21 protein-coding genes are annotated in these 23,923 nt (G+C 58.1%); 5 read left to right on the top strand and 16 right to left on the bottom strand.

The annotated features are described in order from the left end of the window. Positions 1 to 10: 10 nt before the first annotated feature. From IPM39_00515 to IPM39_00470, 10 genes are all read right to left on the bottom strand, one after another. Complete coding sequence (locus tag IPM39_00515; GenBank protein ID MBK8984558.1) at positions 11 to 2,239, bottom strand: phospholipid carrier-dependent glycosyltransferase; 2,229 nt, start codon at positions 2,237 to 2,239, stop codon at positions 11 to 13. 49 nt (positions 2,240 to 2,288) lie between these two features. Next, positions 2,289 to 4,346, bottom strand: coding sequence for a glycosyltransferase family 39 protein (locus IPM39_00510; protein MBK8984557.1), 2,058 nt, complete (start codon positions 4,344 to 4,346; stop codon positions 2,289 to 2,291). After that, positions 4,343 to 6,439, bottom strand: coding sequence for a hypothetical protein (locus IPM39_00505; protein MBK8984556.1), 2,097 nt, complete (start codon positions 6,437 to 6,439; stop codon positions 4,343 to 4,345). The genes IPM39_00510 and IPM39_00505 overlap by 4 nt, the downstream gene beginning before the upstream one ends. Positions 6,440 to 6,794: 355 nt before the next feature. Then, positions 6,795 to 7,151, bottom strand: a complete 357-nt coding sequence (gene rplT, locus IPM39_00500) for a 50S ribosomal protein L20 (protein MBK8984555.1) — start codon at positions 7,149 to 7,151, stop codon at positions 6,795 to 6,797. A gap of 94 nt (positions 7,152 to 7,245) precedes the next feature. Next, positions 7,246 to 7,494, bottom strand: a complete 249-nt coding sequence (rpmI, locus tag IPM39_00495; protein MBK8984554.1) for a 50S ribosomal protein L35 — start codon at positions 7,492 to 7,494, stop codon at positions 7,246 to 7,248. A 50-nt stretch (positions 7,495 to 7,544) separates the two neighbouring features. Further along, a complete protein-coding gene (locus IPM39_00490) occupies positions 7,545 to 8,123 on the bottom strand; it encodes a translation initiation factor IF-3 (GenBank protein ID MBK8984553.1) in 579 nt (192 codons plus the stop codon). Between the two features lie 138 nt (positions 8,124 to 8,261). Further along, a complete protein-coding gene (locus tag IPM39_00485) occupies positions 8,262 to 9,251 on the bottom strand; it encodes a class D sortase (GenBank protein MBK8984552.1) in 990 nt (329 codons plus the stop codon). 29 nt (positions 9,252 to 9,280) lie between these two features. Further along, the gene (locus IPM39_00480; protein MBK8984551.1) at positions 9,281 to 10,318 is read right to left on the bottom strand and encodes a hypothetical protein; all 1,038 of its coding nucleotides are present in this window, start codon (positions 10,316 to 10,318) and stop codon (positions 9,281 to 9,283) included. 52 nt (positions 10,319 to 10,370) lie between these two features. Then, a complete protein-coding gene (locus tag IPM39_00475) occupies positions 10,371 to 12,371 on the bottom strand; it encodes a glycosyltransferase family 39 protein (protein MBK8984550.1) in 2,001 nt (666 codons plus the stop codon). A 51-nt stretch (positions 12,372 to 12,422) separates the two neighbouring features. Continuing rightward, positions 12,423 to 13,256 carry a class I SAM-dependent methyltransferase gene (locus IPM39_00470; protein MBK8984549.1) on the bottom strand — a complete coding sequence of 278 codons (834 nt, stop codon included), beginning with the start codon at positions 13,254 to 13,256 and terminating at the stop codon, positions 12,423 to 12,425. Between the two features lie 185 nt (positions 13,257 to 13,441). Here IPM39_00470 and IPM39_00465 point away from each other — a divergent pair, with 185 nt between their 5' ends. Further along, on the top strand, positions 13,442 to 14,842 hold the full coding sequence (locus tag IPM39_00465; GenBank protein ID MBK8984548.1) for an AAA family ATPase: 1,401 nt from the start codon (positions 13,442 to 13,444) through the stop codon (positions 14,840 to 14,842). A 128-nt stretch (positions 14,843 to 14,970) separates the two neighbouring features. On the opposite strand, the gene IPM39_00460 is transcribed toward IPM39_00465, so the two are convergent. Next, positions 14,971 to 16,212, bottom strand: coding sequence for an acetyl-CoA C-acyltransferase (locus IPM39_00460; protein MBK8984547.1), 1,242 nt, complete (start codon positions 16,210 to 16,212; stop codon positions 14,971 to 14,973). Positions 16,213 to 16,487: 275 nt separating this feature from the next. Here IPM39_00460 and IPM39_00455 point away from each other — a divergent pair, with 275 nt between their 5' ends. From IPM39_00455 to IPM39_00440, 4 genes are all read left to right on the top strand, one after another. Continuing rightward, positions 16,488 to 16,766, top strand: coding sequence for a hypothetical protein (locus IPM39_00455; protein ID MBK8984546.1), 279 nt, complete (start codon positions 16,488 to 16,490; stop codon positions 16,764 to 16,766). A 271-nt stretch (positions 16,767 to 17,037) separates the two neighbouring features. Beyond that, on the top strand, positions 17,038 to 19,260 hold the full coding sequence (locus tag IPM39_00450) for a hypothetical protein (GenBank protein ID MBK8984545.1): 2,223 nt from the start codon (positions 17,038 to 17,040) through the stop codon (positions 19,258 to 19,260). A gap of 303 nt (positions 19,261 to 19,563) precedes the next feature. Next, positions 19,564 to 19,755 carry a hypothetical protein gene (locus IPM39_00445; protein ID MBK8984544.1) on the top strand — a complete coding sequence of 64 codons (192 nt, stop codon included), beginning with the start codon at positions 19,564 to 19,566 and terminating at the stop codon, positions 19,753 to 19,755. A 132-nt stretch (positions 19,756 to 19,887) separates the two neighbouring features. Then, positions 19,888 to 20,547, top strand: coding sequence for an HD domain-containing protein (locus IPM39_00440; GenBank protein ID MBK8984543.1), 660 nt, complete (start codon positions 19,888 to 19,890; stop codon positions 20,545 to 20,547). Between the two features lie 21 nt (positions 20,548 to 20,568). Here the strand turns inward: IPM39_00440 and IPM39_00435 are convergent, their stop codons facing one another. The 5 genes from IPM39_00435 to IPM39_00415 form a co-directional block, all read right to left on the bottom strand. Continuing rightward, on the bottom strand, positions 20,569 to 21,810 hold the full coding sequence (locus IPM39_00435; protein MBK8984542.1) for a hypothetical protein: 1,242 nt from the start codon (positions 21,808 to 21,810) through the stop codon (positions 20,569 to 20,571). Then, on the bottom strand, positions 21,807 to 22,565 hold the full coding sequence (gene cofE, locus IPM39_00430) for a coenzyme F420-0:L-glutamate ligase (GenBank protein ID MBK8984541.1): 759 nt from the start codon (positions 22,563 to 22,565) through the stop codon (positions 21,807 to 21,809). The genes IPM39_00435 and cofE overlap by 4 nt, the downstream gene beginning before the upstream one ends. Before the next feature lies 1 nt (position 22,566). Next, entirely contained in the window at positions 22,567 to 23,235 is a 669-nt protein-coding gene (npdG, locus tag IPM39_00425) for an NADPH-dependent F420 reductase (protein ID MBK8984540.1), read from the bottom strand. Positions 23,236 to 23,259: 24 nt separating this feature from the next. Continuing rightward, positions 23,260 to 23,511 (bottom strand): type II toxin-antitoxin system MqsA family antitoxin, encoded by a 252-nt coding sequence (locus tag IPM39_00420; protein MBK8984539.1) that lies wholly within the window; start codon positions 23,509 to 23,511, stop codon positions 23,260 to 23,262. 110 nt (positions 23,512 to 23,621) lie between these two features. After that, a complete protein-coding gene (locus IPM39_00415; GenBank protein MBK8984538.1) occupies positions 23,622 to 23,798 on the bottom strand; it encodes a DUF4258 domain-containing protein in 177 nt (58 codons plus the stop codon). Between the last annotated feature and the right edge of the window lie 125 nt (positions 23,799 to 23,923).

Genomic DNA, 23,923 nt, shown 5'->3' with positions numbered 1-23,923 from the left:
TCGCCCGTATTTACTGCTGCAATCGAATCTGAGCTAATGATAAATGATCATTTATCTGGCGTCCATCGTCAGCCACAATAGTTTGCACCTGTCCACTAACAACGTCCATTAAGGTCACATGAATCGTGTAAGCGCCAGCTGCCAGGCTGTAGCCCAGGTCCAGCCAATGCTCGTCCCGAATCACCTCTCCCGGCTGCCCCTCGGCTGGCGGTTGGCTCTCCTGATAGATGACTTCCTTGCCCTCGCCATCCACCACGCTGATGCGTACCCAATTGTCCGCCGGGTCGCCGGACAAACGCTCCCAATACAACGTCACCGCCAGCACATCGCCGGGCAAAAAGCTGCGTTTGTTGTATTCATAACCGCGCAGGCGCAGACGATTGTTAAAGTTTTGGTTTTGCGCATTGGGCAAATCGCCGGGAATCGGCGTGATGGCGATTTCGGCCAGGGGCAGCGCATCGCCCAGCCCCACGCCCTCCCTGCTGATGCCCAGGCGATAGGCGCCGGGGGCGACATAACCCACGTACAGCGTGGCGTTGTCCGGCGTGTAAGCTGTTTCTGGCACGACCAGACGAATAGATTCGACAAAACGATCACCCGCCTGCCAATTGCTGGCCGGGAAATTGCCCAATCCGGGATGGGTGTCGCGTTGAGCCACCATCAGGCCGTTTTCGTCTATCAGATGGACAAACAACAGGTAATCGCCTGGCGGTTTGGCGGTCACTTCCCAATACAGGTCTAAATCCAGGGTTTCGCCCGGCCGTACCTCGTTTTGCCGCAGTTCATAGCCGCGCAAATTGACGAAACTGTCGAATTGGGCGTTGATGGGATTGGGTACGGCCGTTGGCGTAAATCCGGGTGGTTGGGCATACGCCGGGCGCAGATAGCCCCAGAAAGCGATGAGTGTCAGCAGGGCCATGCCGCCGTTTAAAATGCCTGCCAGCCAGACGTCGGCGCGAAACGGCCGTTGCCCCGTCGCCCCATATTGGCTCAATCCATAGGCCAGCAGCACCGCCAGCGCCGGCAGCGCCGGGAAAAAGAAGCGCCCCATCGGCCCAGCCGGGCTGATTAGTAGATAGTTGAAGAGGACGCCTAAAAATAGAAGCACGTTCAGCAAGAGCAGCAGCAGGGGGACGGCCGTTTCCTTTAATTCCTGTGTCTCGCGGCGTACAAAGGGCAGGGCATACCCGGTCACTCCCAGAATTGCCAACGCCCCCAGACCGGCATACATCACGTTTGGCAGGGGAATTTGGCCGTAGCCAAAACGCCCCCACAAGCTGGTCCAGACATAATCCAATTCCGACACCGCCAGCCAGAAACTCTGCGAAGGGTCACGCACGCCCCACAGTTCGGTCAGCTTTTCAACGCCGGTCGGCTCGCCGTACAATATCTGGTTGCGCCCAAACCACCAGCCAGTCAGAACGGCCGTCACCCCCATCAGCGCCAACCCTGCCTGCACCCAGGCGCGCCACTGCCGTTTGTGCCAGGCCACCCAAGTCATTGCCGCGCCAATCAGCCCGGCGATGGCCGCCAGGTTGAATTTGCTCAGCAGCGCCAGGCTGTACAGCACGCCCAGAATCAGCCCCCAGCGCAGACTCAGACCACGCTCGTCCTGCACCAGCCGCACGCAGGCCAGGGTAATGGCCGCGCCGCTAAAGGCGGCAATCACATCGTTGTTGACAGACCCGGACATGTAGACAAACATCGGGTTGAAACCCACCAGAGCCGCTCCGGCGACAGCCAGAAACGGCCGTTTCGGCCAGATTGCCAGCCCGATCAGGTAGGTCAGCCACACCGCTGCCGCGCCAAACAAGCTGTTCACCAGCCGCGTCAGGTGGGCGGCCAACGCTCCGCCATGCCAGGGAAAACCTTCAACGGCCGTATAATGCAGATATTGATTCTTGTTATCGCGCCCCACTTCCCAGTAGCGGTATGCCCAAAATGGGTTTGGCGGTGGGTCATAACAATCCCCCTCACCGGTCGTATCTACCCAACCGGTCGCCAACGCCGCCACCGCGTAAAACAGCGGCGGATGATGCCCCTGGGCATTGCAGCCTACTCCCTGCACCGGCAGCGCCTTGTGCTGCACGATGGTTTGCACAAAGCGGTAATGGCGCAGTTCATCCGTCGCCTCGTGCAGCGGATTGATCACGTTGGCGGCAAATGCCAGCCCCATAAAAACGACCAACACCAGGGCCATCGCCCGCCGGCTCCAGGTCGCTGCGGTTCCAGGTTGCAAACTTATCACTCCAGATGATTGGCGTCACGGCGGCGCGGGGGATTTTCAATCATTTAATCTCCCTGTTCTCCGCGTCTCCGCGCTGATCTATTCTTAATTGTAGGCTGTCACGGCCGTCTACCGTCGGGATACGCTTCCCGGTCATCGGGTCGTACAGGCCAAAGGCCACGCCGCCCGCCAGGGCGCCGTCCGGCGGCGTTAGTTGGTGGAATTGGGCAAAGCGGTCGCCCGGCTGCAAATAGCGCGCGTCCACCCACAGGCCATCGTCACCCGTTAGCAGCCCACCGGCGGCGTCTAGCAAATGGGCAAAGACGCTGAGGCGCGGCCCGGCGTACACCCCCGGCGGCGGCGGATTGCTGATCAGCGGCATGGGCGGCAAATCGAACGCTTCGCCCACCTGCCAGACAAGCGTTAAACGCCCGGTCACAGAATCATAAACGGCCGTTTCCAGGCACAATCCATTGACAAAACAAACCTTCTCGCCCGGTGGGAAATCATAATCAATCGTGTAAAAGCGATAAGCGCCAATAGACGGCCGTTCCGCCAGCGGCGTGTAGGCTTCCGGCAAAAACTGCGGCGGCTGCGGCCAACCGGCCAAGACCAAAGAAGGTTGCAGCAGCAGCGCCCGGTCGGGGTTGTACCAGCGGGGCTGAACGGCCGTCTGCAAATCAATGTCCAGCGCCGCCTGGTCCCAGGGACCGGCCAACACACTGGTCAGCCCCACGTCGGTGATGTCCGGGTGGTTGTTCAGATAAACGGCCGTCTCATGGACTTCGGCGCGATATAGGAAGCGCACCATGCCCCGCGCCGGCCAATTGACAAAATAATCTTGCGCATCCCGCCAGCCGGTGCTGATGAACAAGAGCAAGCCCAGGGTGACGGCCGTAAGCCGTAGGCCGTAAGCCGTATTCCGTAAACGGTCAACGGCATACTTCTTACGTCCCATCGTCGCCAGCCAGCCCACCGGCAGCGCACTGAGCATATACACGGCCGATTGGCTCATAATGGTGTGCCCCAAACTGGCCGGAGGCACGCTGATAAAGCCGGGCGCGATGCCCGCCAGCCACCAGATCAACAAAAAGGCGCTGCTCAGGTGGATGGGCGCGGCGGCCGGTCGCCGGGTGCGCACGGCGAGAGCGCGGAGGGTGGCGGCGGCTGGCTGCAAAGCATACCAGCCGGCCAGCGCCACCCCCAGCCAGAACAAACCTGCGCCCACCGGCCCAAATATGGGACGCTGGGGGATGTTGTATAACCATTCAGGGTCGCCGCTGTTGTGGAACATGCTCAGGGTGGTGAGCGTATATTGCCAAATGGGCGCAAAATTACCGATCTGCGCCTCTACCAGTGGCAGCGCCAGCTCTGCCACCCGCGCTTCTGATTCCGGCTGCTGCCGCAAGGTGACGATTAGCGGCACGGCCAGAAACACGGCCGTTGCCAACAGCAGCGCAAAGCCCGGCCAATGTCGCCGGAACAACGGCCAGGCGAACACGGCCAGGTAGCCCATAAAAGCCACCAGGATTAACGGCAGCCCACGCCCGGCAAAATAGGTGTAGAAACCCAGCGCCAGGAAAACGGCCGTCAACAAATAACTGAGCAGCGGCGACCGGCCATCAAACCATCCTGCCCACCGGCTTTTTTGCAGCCCGCGCCAGAAGAAGTAGAAGGCGGCCAATACCAACGGCGTCAGCAAAATATGGCGCAGCCCAATGCGCGAATACATCAACGACCAGAAGCTCGTCGCCAGCAAGGCCGCCGCCAGCAGCCCCACCGTCGAGCCAAACAGCCGGCGCCCCAACAGATAAGTCAGCGGCACAGTCAGGGTTCCCAGGATGACCGAGAGCAGGCGAATGCCCCAGGTTGTTGGGCCAAATAAGGCCAACATGGCGGCGTTCAGGACGTGGTACAGCGCTTCGTGGCCGGAGGCATCGGCGTAATAGACGGCCCATTCGCCATCCAGCACCCGCTGCGAGATGATCAGCGTTTCAATCAATTCGTCGTCGCGCCAGCCGGGCGGCACGCGGTTCAACTGCCAGACGCGCAGGCCAAACGCCAGCAGGGTGATGAGTAAAATGAGCCAATGCTCGTAGGGCAGGCGAGTGTGGTTCATGGGGCAGCCACGCTCAGTTTGGTGATGGGCAAATAGTCGCCGGGCAGGCCGAACGGGCTGAGGATGGGTAGGCGCTGTGGCGCTTCCTTCTCTCCGCAGGCTGCCGGGCAGGTGTACAGACCGATGATGATGGGGTATTGGCCGACGGCCGTAGTCTCTGGCAGCGTGAACTGGTGCAGTTGGATGAACTGGTCGCCGGCCTGCCAACCTGCGCCGGGCACATCTAACCGGTCGGCCTGGGCGATGGGACGGCCGTCTGGCCCTAATACCTGGGTAAACAATACGGCGTCGGGCAGCGGCCCTTCCACCCGCCACCACGTCGCCAGCGTCACCATCCCGCCGGGCGAGACTGTTGGTGTTTGTAGATCATAACCCAGGAAAACGGCCGTATTGCCAAAGTTGACGGGTGTGGCTGGTTGAAATTGGGTCGCCCAGTCGGCAGCTAGTAGGGCGCTGTCCACCGTGTAAATGTCCAACGGGCGGTCCAGATCAGTGGGGCGCATGGGGAGCGTTTGGACGAGAACGGCCGTCTCAAAATAGGTCGCCAGCGCCGGATTGATGGGCGTAAATCCGGGGATAAGCACGAAACTTTGGGATGCGGTGAGCAGCACCAGGCTGGTGCGGGCGTCGAACCAGCGCGGCGTGGGCAAATGGGGCGATAGGGTCATGGCGGCGACGGCTGGTGTGTGAAACGGGCCCGGAGTTTGGCTGGAAACGGCCGTGTGGGGCATTTCCTCCTGGTTAATCGCCTGCATGGCGGCGACCATCGTGCTTTCGTACTCCACGCGCACGTCGGGTTGATTGGCCCAGACGGCGAAATAATCCCTGGCGGTGGCCGCGGCCGTGCCGCCAAACAGCAGCAGGAGGATGACGCCGCTCGTCGTGCGCAATCTGTCAGCCGCCATCCGTTTGGGCCATACGTCTGACGCCCGACGCATGACGACGCGCAGCGCCAATGCCGGGAACAGGTAGACCACCGGCTGCATTGCAATGGTCTGGGTAGTGGACAGCCGCGCGCCTGTCACCAACGCCGGGGCCAATCCGGCCAGCAGCCAGGCCAACGCCAGAAAAGCGGCCGCAGATTCCAGCCTTTTCTGCCGCCGCCCGGTTCCTATCAGCCACCCGGCCCACAGCAGTCCGGCAAAAAAGAGGACCGCCATAAGCGGCGGCAGCAGGGGTTTCCCGGCGATGTTGTAGCGCCAATAGGTGTCGCCGCTAAAAGCAAACAGGCCCAGCCCGGCCAGTGTGTTTTGCCAGAGGATCGTCGGGTTGCCCTGGGTTACGGCCGTTAACGGCGCACTCAACTGCCCGATGCGCGTCTCGGCTTCCGGGTGGGCGAGCAGATAGCCAAACAACGGCGCGCCCACCAGCCCGGCAGCCAGCAGCATAACGGCCGTTCCTGCCCACACCTGGCGCAGCAGCGGCCGATTTTGCCAGGCCAGATAACCCAATGTTGCCGGGAAGATCGCCCAGAGCAACCGCGCCGGGATGTAGGTGTAAAATGTCAGCCCCAATACAGTACCGGCGGCGGTGAACAAGAGAATGGGACGCGGATTAACGCGGATGGAGGCTGATTTTGATTTGTGTGCATCCGCGTCTGTTTGCTTCCAATTTTCTTCCAGGCCGCGCCAGAAGAGGTAGACGGTTAATACAAAAAGCGCCGGCAGGGTGATGGAGCGCAGCGATTGGCGGGCGGTCATGACCGCCCAGAAGCCAACGGACACCCCGGCGGCGGCAAGCACGGCCGTTTGCCAATCAAACGCCCGCCGCACCCAGGCGGCCATGCCGGCGATGAGGATGAGACTGAAATAAACGGCCGTCAACCGCCCTGCCAGATAAGTGGGACCCAAGAAGCGCATGACGACGGCCGTAGCGTAATCGTATAAAGGTTCACGGCCGTAACCGATGGTGAAATACAGGGCGCGCGCGCCATTGACGATGCTCCAGGCGGTGATGCCGTGGTCGGCTTCGTCGTGGGTGAGGCCGGGTGGGATGGTGGCGAGGGCGAACAGGCGCAGAGAAACGGCCGTTAACAGCACCAACAGCATCCAGGCCATATAGGTCTGTTGTTCCTTGCGTCCCATAGTCATCATAAATCTTCTCGGCCTGGCGTTTAGCGTCCGACAAGAGAGCTTTAAGAAATCACTCGGCCAACTTCTCCTATCTTTGCACTCTGCGCTCTACACATAAGGGTTCATATGTTTTTAACCTGGTGAGATTGGACCAATCTCCAAGATTGGTCCAATCTGGAAACTCCAAAGTTAATTGCAAACGAACCCTAAGTTCCAGACCAGTCAGCGATAGTACTCAAAGGCAAGGGCAGCGACAACTACGTCTCGCCCTCGTTTAGACATCGTTCATCACAAGGAGCGGCCACCTGATAACGCAAAAAGCGCCACGCCGTTAACAAGCGTGACGCTTTTTATGATAGAGGGGGGTAAAACGAAATTAAGCCAATGCTTGTTTGGCTACATCCACCACGGCCGCAAAAGCAGCTTCATCCCGCACGGCCAGGTCTGCCAAAACTTTGCGATCCAAAGAAACATTCGCCAACTTCAAGCCATGAATCAGTTGGCTGTAGCTCATGCCTTGAAGCCGCGCACCGGCATTGATGCGCGCAATCCAGAGGCGGCGGAAATCTCGACGACGCACCCGCCGGTCGCGGTAAGCGTACCAGTAGGATTTCATCATCGCTTCATTGCCACGGCGGAACAACTTGCTGCGTGTTCCCCATTGGCCTTTGGTCATCGCCAACACTTTCTTGTGGCGACGTTGGGTTGTAAACCCGCCTTTAACTCTCATAATTTACACCTCGCATTTTATAAAGCTCTGGGCACTCAAGCGCCTAAACACCGAGGCCAGGCAGCGAACAAACAAACTATCAACGACCGACGGTCAACTATTTGGGCGGATTGGCCTTGTACTTCTTCATGTACGGAGCCATACGCTTAATCCGTTTACGATCGCCGGCGGATTCCACGACCAACATCCTTGAGAGCAAGTTCTTGGTACGCGCAGATTTGCGCCGGCGCAAATGGCTTTTGCCGCCTTTGGTGCGCAGAATTTTGCCGGTTGACGTCATACGGAAACGTTTGGCTGCCGCCTTGTAGGACTTTAACTTATATTTCTTTTGTTTCGCTTTTGGCATATTAACCCTCACAAAAAAGCCCCCCTGGGGGCTTTTGGAATAACGCTGTTTTATTTTTCAGCCGGTTCACTCTTTGCTTTTTGCAGCTCTGGCGTAAGCATTAGGGTCATGGACCAGCCTTCTAATTTTGGCGCTTGTTCAACTTCGGACACGTCACCTAGTTCTTTGGCAATGCCTTCCAACATTTCCTGGCCGATTTCCGGGTAGGTGATTTCACGCGCCCTAAAGCGAATCTGAAACTTCACCTTTTTCCCTTCACCCAGCCATTCACGTGCCTTTTTAACCAAGATGTCCCGATGGAAATCGGCCGTTCTTGGCGTCAGCTTGAGCGTCTTGATTTCAATCAGTTTTTGATGCTTGCGCGCTTCGCGTTCCCGTTTGGTCTTCTCGTAGGCAAATTTGCCATAGTCCATGATACGACATACGGGCGGATCGGCATTTGGGGCGACTTCGACTAAATCTAGGCCGACTTCCTGAGCCATCTCCAGAGCTTTGCGAATTGGCACTACATCATGGTTCTGGTTGTCCTGATCAATCAACCGGACTTCGCGAACACGAATCCGATTGTTAATCCGGTACTCGACGCTGGTGCTGGTGCTGCTCTTTGGTTTGCTTTTTCTTCTACGAATCTCCTTACTCTCCAGGTTCTAAATGGCGCAATGCCTATTAGAGCAATTGCCGAATACTGTTAAGAACAAATATTCCGGCCTTACAGACCGGAATGTGGGCTGAATAATAGCACAAGCCCAGAGGGGCGTCAACCAAGATCAGGAGGAGTTGGCGTCGGCGATCAGGTCGGCGAAGACGACGATACGTTGGGTGTTGATCTGATACGGGTAGCAGGAAATGAGGGTTGCCTGGGCGTAGGCGGTGGGGTCCATGACGGAAACGGCCGTTGGCGCGACGACATCAATCTCTCGGACCACGTATGTATAGGATTGGCGCTCTGTAGAGATGATGATCTCATCTCCAGGCGTCAACTTATCCAGATGACGAAAAATTTCGCCAAAGATGTCGTTGTGGGCGGCCAGGACTAAATTGCCTTCGCGGCCAGGTTGGGCGGCATTAATGTGTTGACCGACCCCTTTTTTAAGTTGGTCCCAATCTACGCCCTGGACAATGGTGCTATCTACGCCAATGGCCGGGATTTCGATGCGGCGGGCCTGTTCTGGACCAGGGGTGGGGATAGGTGGTGGCACGTAGGCGTTGATGGCCGGCATCAGGTGCGCCGGAATGTCGCCGGCTTCGCCCGCCTCTGGTGGACGGCCGCTGATCGGCGGTCTGTGGCCGCTGGGCAAAACGACAAGTCCGATGATGGGGGTGGCTGTCGGTGTGGGCAAGGCAATCTCGGCTACTTGCGCTTGCTGCGCCTGGATTAATTCCTGGTTGAGTTCTTGTCGGGTTAGCCACAAGCCGACAAGGACAACAAGCAGACCAATGACCGCGCCAATTTCCACAAACAGGAGGAATTTGTTCGATACCCAACGCCAGTTGATGCGCCGCTGAGTCGGTTCAGGTTCAATCAGTTCGCCTTCTTCGGGGTTGAGAACGTAGTAGCGCATCGCGCCGGTAGGGCTGACTTCCGGGCGGGGCAGCGGCGGCGGGTTTGGATTGGGTGCAGCCAGACCATCTACAACGACAAGACGGCCGTCTTGTTGCAAACGTTCCAATCGCTGTAAACGCTGCTGCCGTTTTTTGTGATACAGCAGTTGTTCCAGTTCCTTCACCGACAGGTCGTCGGCTTTTCGGTCGCTCATAGGTCGTGTGCGAGGGATGGGCGCGGAGGTTATTGGACGGCCGTTTGCCGCGCCATTGCCAGAATTGTCTGCACATCCGATGTGTCGAACATAGCCAACAGGATCTGCTGCAAGGCGTCTGCACTGTGAATCTGGTTCAGATATTGTTCCAATTGGCGGTACTCGGCGGCCAGCGGATTAAATTTACGAACCACTGCTTCTAAAATTGTGTCGCGTATGCCTTGTTCCCGGCCAACTTTTTGCCCTTGCGTAAGGCCTTCTTCGCGGCCTTCTTCGCGGCCTTCTTCGCGGCCTACTTCGCGGCCTTCTTCGCGGCCTACTTCGCGGCCTTCTTCACGGCCTACTTCGCGGCCTTCTTCACGGCCCCTTCGCCAACCAATTTCGCGCATACGACGCAAATAGGGGGTGTCTAATAAAAGTTCTTCGCTTTCTTCCAGCAGTTTTTCAACCATCTGTATCACCTCTCCGGTTTGCAGTAAACTGACCAGCGCGGTTAACAAGTGTCCTTGTTCCGCTTCCGTCGTAGAACGTATGATGGACAAGGCTTTCGGTAATACGGTGGCGGGGTTGGTGAGCCGCGTTTGTCCAATTAAGGCAAGAAATGCCGGATTGTCCAGTTCAAACAGCCGCTCGGCCGGCATTTCCCACAAGCGCAGCGGCCGATATTGCCAGCGCAGTGTTGCCTCATCCCCTAATCCCAATATCGCATAGTCGCCACTGTCGCCGCGCCCGGCCCCTTCGCCGATGTAGATGACGACGCTGACCAGCCGCGGCGCATGTTCACCGCCTGGTACGCCCACATCTCGCTGCACAATTCTGCTCAGATAGTCCAGAATGCGCAGGGGCATGGGTTGGTGGCTGCGTCGCCCTTGTAGTTCAATGTGCAGAAAAATGATGCGTCCAAGGGTATCTATGACTTCAAACAGTAAATCGCTGCGGCCGGGATTGGCGGCAAATTCGACGTTGAGCGGCCGCACGCGCTGTACGGCCGTATCCAACAACCAGGCGGCAAAAGCTTCGCTGAACTCGTTGATGAGCACTTTGAGAGGGTTGTCAGTTTCGCCCATAACGTTAGTGTAGCATAAAGATGGGCGATAAGCGATGAATGATGAACGAGAGTTACTGGTTTGCGGAGGTTTGGCGCGCCGTGATGGTGAGTGTGGAAACGTCGGCGAAGGTTTCGCCAGGCAGGCCATTGGCGGTGAAGGTGGGGAGACGTTCCAGCGAGACTCGGTCGTAAATGCCGACGATGGTGCGGTAGGGACCCGGTGTGGTTTGTGGCGGCACGGTGATGGTGTGGATCTGCACCAAGATGTCTCCAAGCTGCCAGGCCCAGGAGGGGGCAGCCAGTATGTCTTGTTGGGCTAAGACAGTGCCTTCGGTGGTTAAGACCTGGGTGAAAAAGACAGTGTCTGGCGTGAAAGTCGGCGGGACGACAGGCCCGATGCGGGTTGGGTCTATGACCTGCCAGGTGGTTTGGAAGACGGCCGTTTCCCCCGCCATCACCACATCGTCCAACCACTTCCCTTCCAACAGCCGCACTGCATCGCCAAAATTGGCAACGGCCGTCGCCTTCACGTCAACCGGGTTGGGGCTTAATCTATAGAGCGTAAAGCTGGGGTCCAGGTCATTGGGGCGTAGAGTTTGGGTATCCACCGGCTGTAAAAAGGAGCTAAAAGCCGGATCGGGCGGCGTGGAGGACGGGATGAGGGCGTAACCACCACCGCCGCCAGGCCAGAGCAGGGCGCGACGCGCATCCACCCAGTGCAAATCGTCGGCGGCGTGGGGGCGCAGCACCAGGGCGATGGAACTGTCGTGGGCTGGGCCGGGGTAGACGGTGGACATGACGATGGGTGGCGCCAGGTCCTGCTCGGCCAGATAGCTGAGGGCGGCCACCAGATTGACCTGGTATGCGCTGCGCACGTCGGGCGAATTGGCCCACCGGCTGAAATAATCGCGGCTGCTGATCCATCCGGCAATGAACAGCCAGAGCAGGGCCGCGCCGTTGAGCAACGGCCGTATCCGCTGCCCCCGCCGCCCCATCAGCCAGCCACCCAGACCCATAAATCCCACGGCCGGCAGCAGGTAAACGGCCGGCAGCGCTGCCAGGTTGCGCGTGGTGTTAGCCGTCGCCCCGGTGATGAGTGAGGGCAGAATGCCCACGCCAAACCAGATCAGCAGCAAGGCGTAAGCCGGTTTCCGCCAATTGAGCAGGCAGACCAGCAGACCTATCAGAAAAAAAACGGCCGTCACTGCTTCAAACACCGGGCGACCGGGGATATTGTAGGCCAGAAATTGGTCGCCATAGCCAGGCCAGATGAAGGCCAGCAGCGCAGACGAGACGTTAGCAAAAACAGGTCGCAAATGGCCGGAGCGCAGCGCTTGCAAGGGAGCGTCGAGCATATCTAGCCGGGTGAGTGCTTCTGGGTGCAGACGCAGGTAGATGAACATGGGCGTCGCCAACAACCCGGCCAGAATAAGCCCGACCAGCACCGGCTGCCAGACGCGGCGGAAGGTGGGGCGCTGCACCAAGGCCAGGTACAGCAGAAAGGCGGGGAACATCAGCCAGGCTACGCGAGCGGCCAGGTAGATGTGCAGCGTAAAGGCCACCGACACGCCGAATCCGGCGGCCGCCAGCCAGCGTTGACGGCCGTTTTCCGGCGGCGCGGTGATGATTTGCCAGAAGAACCAGACGGCCGTCGCCATAAAAAAAGGCAGCATCCCGGCGCGTAATGCTTCACGGCTGGTTGCCAGGGGCCAGAAGGAGACGGCCGTCAGCGCGGCCGCCAACAGCGCCGTCTGCCGGTCGAAAGCGCGGCTGGCCCAGAGTGCGGCGACGGCGATGGCCGCCACGCCAAAGATGACGTTGACCAGCCGCAGCGCCAGCAGCCCTTTGCCAAACAGGGCCATGCTCAGGGCGACGGTGTAGCTGTAGAGTGGTTCGCTGCCGTAGTTGAGGGGGAAGTAGAAGAGATAAACGCCGTCCAGAATGCCCAGAGCTTCACGGCCGTGATTGGCTTCGTCGTGGGTAAGGCCGGGGGGAACGGCCGTTAACTGGTAGGTCCGCAGGGCAAAAGCCAACAGCAGGATGAGGGTGAGGTACAGCAGGAAGCGTTTCACGGGAGTTGGGAGTTGTTAGTTGGGAGTTGACAAGCCACTATCAACTAACAACTATAAACTATCTTTTTCCCCTACGGCGAAGACTTCGCGTTCAAAGAACCAGCGGAAGGGGGGCACGTCGAAGGCCAGGCGGCGCAAACCGGCCATGGCGGCGTTTTCCTGGCGGTTTTGCGGCGGCGAATCGAGCCAGACGTTGGCCTTGAAACCGGCAGCGTTAAGCGCCTTTTTCATGCTGCGCATGTCTTGTTCGTTAACGTGGACGTCGAGGTTGACGGCCGTGATCGCCCGCGGATCTTTGGGGTACTTATGGCCTTCGCCCAGCAGGGTACGCACACGGCGCACCCAGGGGTAGGCGTATTGGTCGTACCAGCGGTTGGGGGCGGTATGGATGATGAAACGGCCGTCGTCCTTTAGCACCCGCCGCACCTCCAACATCGCCGCGTGCAGCTCCCAGGGATACAAATGCTCCACCACGTCAAACATCAACACCCGGTCAAAATAGCCGGTGGGAAAGGGCAAGTATTTGGCGTCTGAACGGCAAACGCCGGCCTTAACCTTGGACGGGTCTCGCCCTTCGCCGGTTATTTTCACCCGTTCGGCGGCGATCACTTCTTGGGTCATACTCATAGCCGCTTCGGCGTAGTCAATGCCATACGCTTCAATCCCCATCTCCATGCAGTGACGAATAATTTCACCCCGCCCACAACCCACGTCCAGAAGCCGCATACCGGCCGTCACCTCGGCCACCGCAAATGAATCTTTGAGACGGCGGGAAAGCTGTACGCCTTCCGATTCGATAAACACATCGTACCCTTCGCACGCTGTTAGAAAGTATTCTTCTGTGTAAAGTGTGGAAGGCAAGGACTTATTTTCTTGATCATTCATAAGTTCAAATTCAACTTCTGCGCCAAAATATCGGGCATTATATGGCAGCGCCCGGTCAGCGTCAAAACACCCTAACCTTATTTCCTATGTGCGCTTGGCTGCCCACCACCTATACTAATGGAAACTAAGTGTGGAAACCCTGCAAAGGGAATGTGGCGGTTAGGTCAACCGCAGGTGATAACCATATGAATCCTTCGGTTCTAGAAAAAATTTTAGCGCCTGTCATGAAAGTGGATGGATTGGGTGTGCCAATCGGGCTGATCCAAGACATTATCTTTCGCTTGTTGTTTAACGAAGGCGAGGCCAGTGTTGCCCGTGTCGCCACAGTTTTGGGCATTCATGCCAGCGTTATAGACGATTTGCTGAGCCGCATGAAGCAGGAGCATCTGGTAGAAATAACCAAAGCCGGTTCTATTGGCAGCCTCAGCTTTACCTACAGCCCCACCGACGCGGGTACGAGGCGGGCGCGAGATGCCTTTGAACGCAGCCAATATGTGGGCCGCGTCCCGGTGTCGTTGGATGATTATTCGACGGCGATTCTGGCGCAACACCGGGGCAACCGGCGGCTTTCGCCCAACCAGGTGCAGCAGGCATTAGGCCACCTGATTTTGCCCGACAACTTCCACCGACGCATTGGCCCGGCTGTGAACTCCGGTTCGTCGCTGTTTTTGTATGGGCCGCCTGGCAACGGTAAAACAACCATTGCGGAAGCCATCGCCCAACTTCTGGCTAAAGACGATCCCATCTGGCTGCCGGACGCGGTATCTGTGGGTGGGCAAATCATTCGCATTTTTGATCCGTTGGTTCACATCCCCCTGAGCGATGAAGAGATTGCTATGCACATGGACCCGTATGGGCAAGGCAGCGGCGCGGAAAAATTAAAAGTGGATAAACGGTGGCGACTGTTTCAACGGCCGTCTGTCATGGTCGGTGGTGAATTGACGATGGATGCCCTGGACCTGCGCTTTGAACCCATCGCCAAGGTGTACGAAGCCCCGCTGCAAATGAAGGCCAACGGCGGCATGTTCCTCATCGACGACTTTGGCCGCCAGCAGATGCGCCCCCAAGAACTGCTCAACCGCTGGATTGTGCCCCTGGAAAGCAATATAGACTTTTTACGCCTGCAATCTGGGCAGTCGGTGGAAGTGCCTTTCCAGCAGCTTATCGTCTTTTCCACCAACCTGGACCCCAATGACCTGGTGGATGACGCTTTTTTGCGTCGCATTCAGATGAAGGTGCTGGTAGGCAGCCCGGACGAAAAACTGTTCTACCAGATATTCCTGGCGGTCTGCAACCATTACAAAGTCCCCTTCGACAAACGTTCCTTCGTTCACTTGCTGCAAAAGTGGTACCGCGACGCTGGCCGGGTGATGCAGTCGGTCCATCCCCGCGACATTGTGAAAATTGTAATCGCCCTGTGCGACTACGAAAACATCCCGACGCGGTTGACGCCATCATTGGTAGACGAGGCTTGTTTTAGTTATTTTGTGGACAAGTCGGTATCGGCGGCGTGGGTTTCGCCAGTCCAGGCAAATGGCGTTTTACCCCAGGCCCAACCGCTGACGGCCGTTCCCCTGGCGGCGTAGTAGTCGTAATTAGTGTTCAGTATTCAGTGACCAGTTCTCAGTCGGTGTTACCTCTAAACACTGAATACTGAAGACTGAATACTGAAAACTGAATACTGAAAACGGCACTCCTTTCTATTGCCGCTGGCTCAGCCTTCCAATTCCAACGCCAGCGCCACGGCTTCCCCGCCGCCCAGGCACAGCGCAGCGATGCCCCGGCGCAAGCCGCGATCTTGCAGCGCGTACAGCAGCGTCACCAACAGGCGCGCGCCGCTGGCGCCAATGGGATGCCCCAGCGCAATCGCCCCGCCGTTGACGTTGACCTTGTCCCAGCGCCAATTGTACCCCTGCTGCGTCAGTTCCAGACCGTTCGCCAACACCTGCGCGGCAAACGCTTCGTTAAGTTCGATCAGGTCCACGTCGGCCAGCGTCCAGCCGATGCGGTGTAGCAGTTTGGGCAAGGCGCGCGCCGGGGCGGCAAACAGCCACTTGGGTTCAACGGCGACCAACGTGTAGCCCACAATGCGCGCCAGAGGCTTCAGCGCCTGGCGTTCGGCTGCGGCGCGGCTGGTCAGCGCCAGGGCAGCTGCACCATCATTGAGGCCCGGTGCGTTGCCGGCGGTGACGACGCCATCCGGCGCAAATGCCGGCGGCAGTTTGCCCAGTTGTTCCAGGCTGGTTTCCAGGGTGCAGCCGCCGTCGCTGAAACTGGCGCGAATGGATTCATCGGTATCTATGCGGCTGATGGTTTTGCGCCCTGGGATTTCGACAGCGGCGATTTCCTGGCGGAAACGGCCGTTTACTGTCGCTTCGGCCGCTTTCTCGTGGCTGGACAGGGCAAATTCATCGAGCTGCTGGCGTGTCAGGCCAAATTGTTGGGCGATAAATTCGGCGGCGCTGCCCATGGACCAGTTCTGGAAGGCGCACCAAAGGCCATCGTGCAAGACGGCGTCTTGCAGTTGGGCGTCGCCATAGCGCAGTCCGACGCGGGCTTTGGGCAGCAAGTAGGGCGCGTTAGACATGCTTTCCATGCCGCCGGCCACAAACACGTCCGCTTCCCCGGCGATGATGCCGTTGGCGGCCATCATGACAGCTTTGAGACCGGAGCCGCAGACTTTGTTGACGGCCGTTGCCCCCACCGAATCTGGCAGCCCGCCGCGCAGCGCCGCCTGCCGCGCCGGGGCCTGCCCCACACCCGCCTGGACGACATTGCCCATTATCACTTCATACACGGTGGCCGGGTCTATGCCTGAACGGGTGATGGCTGCGGCTATGGCCGTTGCGCCCAAATCGGTCGCTGTCAGGCTGCTCAGGCCGCCCATAAAGCGGCCGGTGGGTGTGCGCGCCGCGCCAACAATCACCACATCTTGCGGGTTCTGACTTGTACTCATGGGGATTCCCTCCATTTTGGGCGGGCAGGGTGGGCTGTGGTGCGGCACTCCTCTGCCTGCTGCTCTTTCTATCAATCATGTACGCCTGAGTGTGGCGCTTGTGGTATTGTACGCAAAGCCGGGGTAGGTGACGAGATGAATCGGCCGTAGTTCCGGGTAACGGCCGTTCCCTGTTTACCTTTTATCGAACGTGGGGTGAACAGCCGTTCCCACCGCAAAATGAGCAGGCAGTGAAAACAACGCCGATTTTCTTCGTGTCTCTGGCAGGTTAACGTATGATACTGGCTGCAAATTTTCTAATGGAGGTGCTGGTCATGCTGTTTGAAGACAGGTTTAATCCCCAAAAAGCGAACTTTGCTTGCTGCCAGTGCCGGTTAGCTTTCAGGCAAGATGCATCCGCGTCCTATCGTCTTGTTCGCTGCCCACAATGTGCCCAACCCATGCACAACATGGGCATCGGTTTTATCATCCCTCCCGCCAAAGACGCCAGACAGTGGCGCAAGGTTGAACTTCTCGTTCAACATGATTTTTCCTTTGAGCTTTTACCGGCCTGACTTTCTGCAACCGGATCATTTAAAAGGGGTATGACAAACCGGGTCATACCCCTTTTTTTGATCGCTGTTCCTGATTGATAAACCCGACAGGCGTGATGGGGAATTTGTACTTGACAAGGTGACAAGATAACACTGCCAAGGTGGTAAAAATGTCAGATTGTGACCTTTGCGAGTCTATATCTCAAGGTGGCGCGTGTGGGCTATAATTTGTCCGTTGATGCAAGACTATTTGGCAAAGAGGCTGAGGCGGGTGTTCCTCAGGAGAATTTTTATGAATTGGAAGCCGCTTGTTTTTCTGCTGATTGCTCTGGGATTGGTAGCCTGTGGGTCTGGGGGCGTCCCTTTTCTGCAAGATACTTATGAAGAGGCCACCCTGACGCCGCCGGCGACGGATTTGCCCCGGCCAACGGCCGTGCCCATTTTAGAAGACGCCGGTGGCATTGGCCGCGCCTTTTACCGCGCCTGGGAGTCGGGCGATTATCTGGGTATGTATAGTCTGCTCACGCCGCAAAGCCAGGCGTTGGTGGACAGCACCGCCTTTGCCCAGCGCTACCAGGAGGCGCAGCAAACGGCCATGGTGAACACCGTTTTGGCGCAGCCTTTGTCGCTGATTCAGGATGGGGAGCAGGCGGAGATGGGGGTGCGGGTAACATGGGATACGGCCGTTTTTGGCCCCATCGTGCGCGAGTTTACCCTGCCGCTGCTGTATGCAGACGGCCGTTGGGGGGTGGTTTGGGACGAGGGCCTCATCTTGCCGGAACTGGCTGGCGGTAATCGCCTGCTCATGGATTACCGCGTGCCTGCCCGCGCCAACATCTACGACTACACCGGCAAGGCGCTGGCCTACCAGGGAACCATCCTTAGTTTAGGCGTCATACCGGGGCAAATTCAGGATGAAGAAGGGCTGCTCAATGCCTTATCGCCGGTACTCGGTAAAACCCCGTCCGAAATCAAGGAGATTTACGCCCCGGCGCTGCCCAACTGGTATTGGCCTCTGGGCGACATTCCCGAAGCAGTGATGCAGCAGTATGCCACCACCTTGCAGCCATTCATCGGCAAAGGGCTGGCTCCGCCGGAGCAGCGCCTGACGCGCATCTACGCCGCCGACGGCGTTGCGCCCCATGTGGTGGGCTATATTGGCCCCATTCCGGCGGAAACGGTTGGCAGCTATCTGGATCAGGGGTTTCGCGGCGACGAGCAGGTAGGGCTGGCCGGTTTGGAAGCGTGGGGCGAAGAATATCTGAACGGTGAGCGCGGCGGCACGTTAACGGTTATCAGCCCCAGCGGTCAATACCTGACAACCGTCGCCGAGCGCGCGCCGCAGCAGGCCCGCAGCATTTACACCACCATTGACAATGATTTCCAAACGGCCGTGCAGCAAGCCCTGGCCGAAGCGATTGAATCTTATCCGGGGGCCAACGCCGGGTCGGTGGTGGTGATGGACGTGAACAGCGGGGCCATCCGCGCCATGGCCAGCTACCCCTCTTATAACCCGGCGGTGTTCGACGCCAATCGCTCGCAAGACGATGGGGCGCTGACCGCCGTGTTAACTGATCCGGGACGGCCGTTGCTCAACCGCGTCACCCAGGGCGCATATCCCTCCGGCTCGCTCTTCAAAATCATCACCCTGTCGGCTGCCCTGAAAAGCGGCCTGTACACTGCCGACAGCCGCTACACCAGTGTCGGAACCTGGCGCGGGCTGGGCGATAATTTTGTTAAGTATGATTGGCTGCAAGGTGGGCACGGGACCATCAGTATGCGTCAGGCGTTGGTTGTCTCTTGCAATAGTTGTTTCTACGACGCCGGGTTAAATATGGATCAGTTCGACAACAATTTTTTGCCGGAAGTTGCCAAAGCGTTTGGTCTGGGGCAGACAACCGGCATTCAGATCGCCGAATCGGCCGGGCTGATCCCCAGTCCTGAATGGAAAATCAACAATGTTGGCGAGGGTTGGGTTCCCGGCGACGCCGTGAACATGGCGATTGGGCAGGGATTTGTGCAGGTGACGCCGCTGCAAATGGTAGATGTGGTCGCGGCCGTTGCCAACGGCGGCACGCTGTATCGCCCAACGGTGGTAGACCGCATCGGCGCCGGCGGCGGCGCGCCGGAAGAGGCATGGCCGGCCCAGATACGCGGCCAGGCGCCCATCACCCCGGAGCAGATTGCCACGCTGCAAGAGGCGATGTGGGGAGTCGCCAACAGCGGCTCTGGTACGGCGACGCATCAATTTGTGGGCCTGCCGGTGACGGTGGCCGGTAAAACAGGCACGGCCGAGGATCCGCCGCGCAATTCCCACGCCTGGTTTGCCGGGTATGCTTCGGCAGCCCCTTTTACCCGCGCCGATGGCATGACTATCGAGCAGCCGGAAATCGCCATTGTGGTGATGATCGAAAACGCGGGCGAAGGTTCGGCCGTCGCCGCGCCCATTTTCCGCCGCATTGTGGAATTGTATTATGGGGTGGAACCGCAGCAGCCATATCCCTGGGGCAATTAGGCACGAAATTGAGGAAGATTGGATAAATCTTCTGAGATTTGTCCAATCTAAACCAGGAAGTTGGTTGGCTAGTACCCGTAAGTGGTAATCCGTAGGCGTCACCTCTGGCAAATGCCCACGGGAAACGGGATACGGACTTCGGCCTCCGGATACTATTTGGTTCATGCCAACCAACCTGCGACAAACCCACAGCAAATTCTAAATGGCGCATAATTGGCCGATCAGGGACTTGCTATATCGTGTATAATGTGCCGTGAAAATATCAATACAGTTCTGGAAGAGGACTGATCTACGGAGGTCACTATGACAAAACTACTAAAAAAGGCGTTTGCTGAAGCTAACCGTTTGCCAGAGTGGGAGCAAGATGCATTAGCGGCCATGATTTTGGATGAGATAGCCGACAGTCGTCAGTGGCAAAAGACGCCTGTGGAGGCAGACACGCTGATGGAAAGACTCGTTGAAGAAGCATTGGCTCCGCGCAAAACGGCCGTTTAATCCACCATTTGATGATCGTTCAAACTTCCTTAAAGACTGAGGATTGTAACCATATAATCCTCAGTCTTTAATCTTTCTGAACAGATTGCCAGACCACCAATTACATCCTCATCACCAACAAATCACGCATTTATGCCTAAAGATAACAGTACCAATAACCAACCGGAATGGCGCAAGGCCGTCCGCAGTGCGATGCAGCAGGCCACCGAACAGGAAATTATTGATCGCTTTGGCGGCCTGGATAACGCTTCTTTTAATTACCGTTGGGAACATGTTCAGTCTGTCGTTACGCTGGCGATGCGCCTGGCGGAAATAACCGGCGCCGATATAAAAGTGGTCGAGGCGGCCGCCTGGCTGCACGACGTGCGCAAAGACGCCGGCGATTCCCATCCCCGCGAGGGCGCAAAATTTGCCCGCGAATTTTTGCCGCAAACCAATTTTCCTAAAAAGAAGATCGAACGAGTTGCTATGGCAATAGAAGACCACATGGGTTTGTGGCGCAGCCAACCGCTGACGAACCTGGAATCTATGGTCTTGTGGGACGCTGATAAACTGGCGAAAATTGGGTTAACGGCCGCCTTTCATTGGACCGGTCTGGCATTGGCTGGTAATAAATTCCGCGCTCTTTCTGAACTGATTGAACGCGGCCGTTCGGCCGATTGGCAGGCCAAAACTGTTGCCAGTATGCACACCGAACCGGCCCGCCGCGCCGCTCAGTCTCGTCTGGAAGCGTACAACTGGCTCTGGAATACTCTGGAAGCGGAACTGAACGGAAGTGACTTGGAACGATGACCCGTTCATCATTCATCGTTCTCACCGGCTGTACCGGTAGAAATAGTCTGTCACTACCGGATGCACGTAGCCGCTGGCGCGGAATAATGCCTGCCACTCCCAGGCCGGATCAAAACTGCCGCCCGCCTGGTTGGCGACCAGCCAATAGCTAAACGCCAGCAAATATGGCTCTGCGTCGCGCATGTAGCCATATTGGTATGCCAGCAAATCCTTCACCACGTTGGGATCATCGCTGTAGGAGCCGCCTTCTGTGCCGATCATTGGCAGGGAACGCCCCAGATGATTGCGCACAATTTCGTCGTATTTGCGGAACAGCAGAAAACCGTCGGGGTCGTCATACGGCCGTGTGCCATGATAATTATGCACCGACAACCAGGCGTGGTTGAGCAGCGCGGCGTCCCCGTTAAATTCAATCGCCCGCAGGGTGCGGTCCAAAAAATCATAATGCTCATACGCCCCACCGGGGCTAAACGCGCCAATGCCCGGCAGCCCACCATTGGCGACAATGGCGCGGGCGGTCGTCGCCCAGGCGATGGCATATTGGTTGGGGTTGGCAAACCCCTGATGGTTTTCGTCGTTGACGTTGGGTTCGTTGTATAGCTGGTAGTAATACACCCCTTTGGCGCGGTAATGGCGCACCATCGCCCCCACATCGCCATCATAGGGCAGCACACCGTTGCGGTACAGCCGCATCACTGGCATAATGCCGCTGGCGACCAGTTTGTCCACCAGGTAATCGTTGTCGCCGATGTTGGCCCCATCGTTCAAGAAGACCACCCATTTGATGTGCATCTTGACCATTTCAGCCACGAAACGGTCCACCACGCCGCGATCCTGACTAACGGTGGGAATCCAGTGCATCCCCCAGCCGTTGTTGCCGGGCGGAACCGGAAACGCCTGGTAGGGAATGACTTCCTGGTAAGCGTATTGGCCGATGGGTTTGATGACGGGCGTCTCGGTGGGGGTGATGATGGGCGAGAAGGTGGGTGTGGGCGTGGCGCTGGGGCGGGGCGTGAAGGGCGTCAGTGTGGGGATGATGGGGGTCTGGCTGGGCGTGGCCGTGGCGCGGGGGATGAAGGAAGTGGGTGTGGCAACGGCCGTCATTGCCCCCACTGTAAATGTCGCCGGAATGCCGCCGGTGGGCACGGGCAGCACTGCTGCTGCTGCTCTGGTGGGCAGCTGCGCGGCGTCTACCGCCTGGCAGCCCAGCAGCCAGACGGCCGTCAGCAGCAGCAAGCCAATCAGGGATGGGCTACGTTTCATCTATACAGGTCTAGCTCCTTGGGCCGTACCAGATCAGTGGCACGGCCGTCGGCGGGGGGTAGATGGAGGCCGCGCAGCAGCACCACCGGCAGCCCTTCGGCCGCCTGGCCCATCAGCAGCCCGGCGGCGGCGGCAATTTCGTCGGCCACGCCGACGTCGGTGTGCTGCAATATGTAGCCATAGCGGTCACGTTCACCGCGCCGGTCCCACAGGGCGGGCAGCCCGGCCACGCCAATGGCCACGCCCACAGTGCCCAAACGAAACGGCCGTCCATGGCTGTCGGTAATCACCACGCCCACCACCACGCCCAGTTTTTTCTGGATGGTCTGGCGGATGGCGGCGGCGGAGGCATCGGGGTTGATGGGCAGCAGCAGCACGGCCGTATCCGCGGCGGCGTTGACGTTGGAGCGGTCTATGCCGGCGTTGGCGCTGGTGAAGCCCAACTTGTGGCGCACCACCAACACGCCTGGCTTCAGGCGGGAAATCTCATCGCTTTCACGCAAAATCAGCTCGACGATGCGCGGATCTTTGTCGGTTTGCGCCGCCACTGCCAGGGCGTGCGGCCCCGGAACCACGTCGGCCAGCCAAATCAGCCGCCCTTCCGCTTTGGAAATGATTTTTTGGGCAATGGCTAACACATCGCCATCTTGTAAAGCTAGACCAGTTTCGGCCAGGGCAGCCAAAATAAGCGCCGTCACATCATCGCCGGGTTGAACGTCTGGGATGTGGGGAACGGCCGTGAGAGAAATTTTCACGCTAAATTCCGGTGATGCGGATGCCCGCGCTGGGGGATTTGTGGATGACGTTGATGGCGATGAGGACGGCCGTTAACCCTTCCACCGCCCGCGCATTTTGCAGCGCCCCGGCGTTCACGCCGCGCAACCCGGCGTCGGCGCACAACTGCATGGCGATGGCCTTGTCTTCCTTCTTTTCGCCGCAAACCAGTACGTCGCAGTCCAGCGCGTGTTCCAGGTCCAGCAGATGGTGTGCGCCGATGTTTTGGAAGGCGGCTACCACGCGGCTGGCCTCGCCAAGCTGCCCCTGCGCTTCTTCGGCCGCCGACAGGCCGCTCTCCAGCGTGTACACACGCGCCTTCTTTTCACCCGATGGGGCGACGACGGTGATCAGCAGTTTGTCTTGCAGGCCGGGGCGGGCCTGTTCCAACGTGGCCGCCTGCGCCTGGTAGGGCACAGACAGCACCACCACCTCGGCTTGCTGCGCGGCCGTCAGATTATCCGCGCCGCTGACGTTGGCCTTGCCTGCCAGTTTGTCGCGCATGTCGGCAGCGGCCGCTGCCCCTTTCTCCGCCAAACGCGAACCGATGATGATTTCATGCCCGGCCGTCGCCCAGCGAAAGCCGAGGCCAAAGCCTTCATTGCCTGTGCCACCTAAAATTGCGATTTTCAATGGAATGCTCCTCTTTATTGATGCAGCCTACGTGGTGGTGGCCTACGCAAAAACAGCCACCGGTACCGAGCGCGGTTCCGCAAATGATTGGCGATGAAGTTTGATTCGCTCAATTTCGTGTAAGGTCTCGGCCGTTAAATAACTTTCTCCACAATGAGGACAACTAACCACTGGTACATTCTCAATAACAAGCAGGTTGTCGCCTCTACCATAGCTGCGTGTAACGTAACGTACCCTTGCGCCTTCCTTACCGCAAATATCGCAAACGAGGGATGATTCTTGAACTTTGTGCATCATTAGCCTTCCAAATATACGGTAACAATTATCACTTTGTTGAGAACGCTGAGTTTGGCGACCACATTTAGCAGCTGACCCGCAATAGTGTGTCCTGTGATCAGGTATTTTCACTCACCTGACTGGAAATCTTCTTGTCGAGCTACAACTTCTCCAGTCAAGATAGCACTTTCAACATCGAAAATTGTAAGACCATCATCAACCATTTCCTCTTCAGCATGAAGCGTCATCACATATTGACGCTTGCGGATTCCTTTTTGTATATCACGCAAAACACGTTTGTACATGAATGCCTGGAAACAACTTGAGGCTCTTTAGGATTTTGCGGGGTTTGACGTAGCGAGTCCAGAGGTAGAACTCGCTACCCGTTACCCTGTTAATCCCGTGTTCCCAAAGACCCGTAACTTAACAA

It is taken from the genome of Candidatus Leptovillus gracilis (assembly GCA_016716065.1).
Taxonomy (GTDB): Bacteria; Chloroflexota; Anaerolineae; order Promineifilales; family Promineifilaceae; genus Leptovillus; species Leptovillus gracilis.
The sequence above is the reverse complement of the archived record's forward strand: the minus strand, read 5'-3'. Positions and strand labels throughout refer to the sequence as shown.

What these genes read in the sequence shown, in the direction of transcription:
- IPM39_00480 (MBK8984551.1), bottom strand. Translation starts at nt 10,318, where the DNA reads ATGGGCGAAACTGACAACCCTCTCAAAGTGCTCATCAACGAGTTCAGC.
- IPM39_00455 (MBK8984546.1), top strand. Translation starts at nt 16,488, where the DNA reads ATGATACTGGCTGCAAATTTTCTAATGGAGGTGCTGGTCATGCTGTTT.
- rpmI (MBK8984554.1), bottom strand. Translation starts at nt 7,494, where the DNA reads ATGCCAAAAGCGAAACAAAAGAAATATAAGTTAAAGTCCTACAAGGCG.
- IPM39_00510 (MBK8984557.1), bottom strand. Translation starts at nt 4,346, where the DNA reads ATGAACCACACTCGCCTGCCCTACGAGCATTGGCTCATTTTACTCATC.
- IPM39_00440 (MBK8984543.1), top strand. Translation starts at nt 19,888, where the DNA reads ATGCCTAAAGATAACAGTACCAATAACCAACCGGAATGGCGCAAGGCC.
- IPM39_00465 (MBK8984548.1), top strand. Translation starts at nt 13,442, where the DNA reads ATGAATCCTTCGGTTCTAGAAAAAATTTTAGCGCCTGTCATGAAAGTG.
- IPM39_00435 (MBK8984542.1), bottom strand. Translation starts at nt 21,810, where the DNA reads ATGAAACGTAGCCCATCCCTGATTGGCTTGCTGCTGCTGACGGCCGTC.
- IPM39_00420 (MBK8984539.1), bottom strand. Translation starts at nt 23,511, where the DNA reads ATGCACAAAGTTCAAGAATCATCCCTCGTTTGCGATATTTGCGGTAAG.
- IPM39_00460 (MBK8984547.1), bottom strand. Translation starts at nt 16,212, where the DNA reads ATGAGTACAAGTCAGAACCCGCAAGATGTGGTGATTGTTGGCGCGGCG.
- IPM39_00470 (MBK8984549.1), bottom strand. Translation starts at nt 13,256, where the DNA reads ATGAATGATCAAGAAAATAAGTCCTTGCCTTCCACACTTTACACAGAA.
- IPM39_00445 (MBK8984544.1), top strand. Translation starts at nt 19,564, where the DNA reads ATGACAAAACTACTAAAAAAGGCGTTTGCTGAAGCTAACCGTTTGCCA.
- IPM39_00415 (MBK8984538.1), bottom strand. Translation starts at nt 23,798, where the DNA reads ATGTACAAACGTGTTTTGCGTGATATACAAAAAGGAATCCGCAAGCGT.
- IPM39_00450 (MBK8984545.1), top strand. Translation starts at nt 17,038, where the DNA reads ATGAATTGGAAGCCGCTTGTTTTTCTGCTGATTGCTCTGGGATTGGTA.
- IPM39_00485 (MBK8984552.1), bottom strand. Translation starts at nt 9,251, where the DNA reads ATGAGCGACCGAAAAGCCGACGACCTGTCGGTGAAGGAACTGGAACAA.
- IPM39_00505 (MBK8984556.1), bottom strand. Translation starts at nt 6,439, where the DNA reads ATGATGACTATGGGACGCAAGGAACAACAGACCTATATGGCCTGGATG.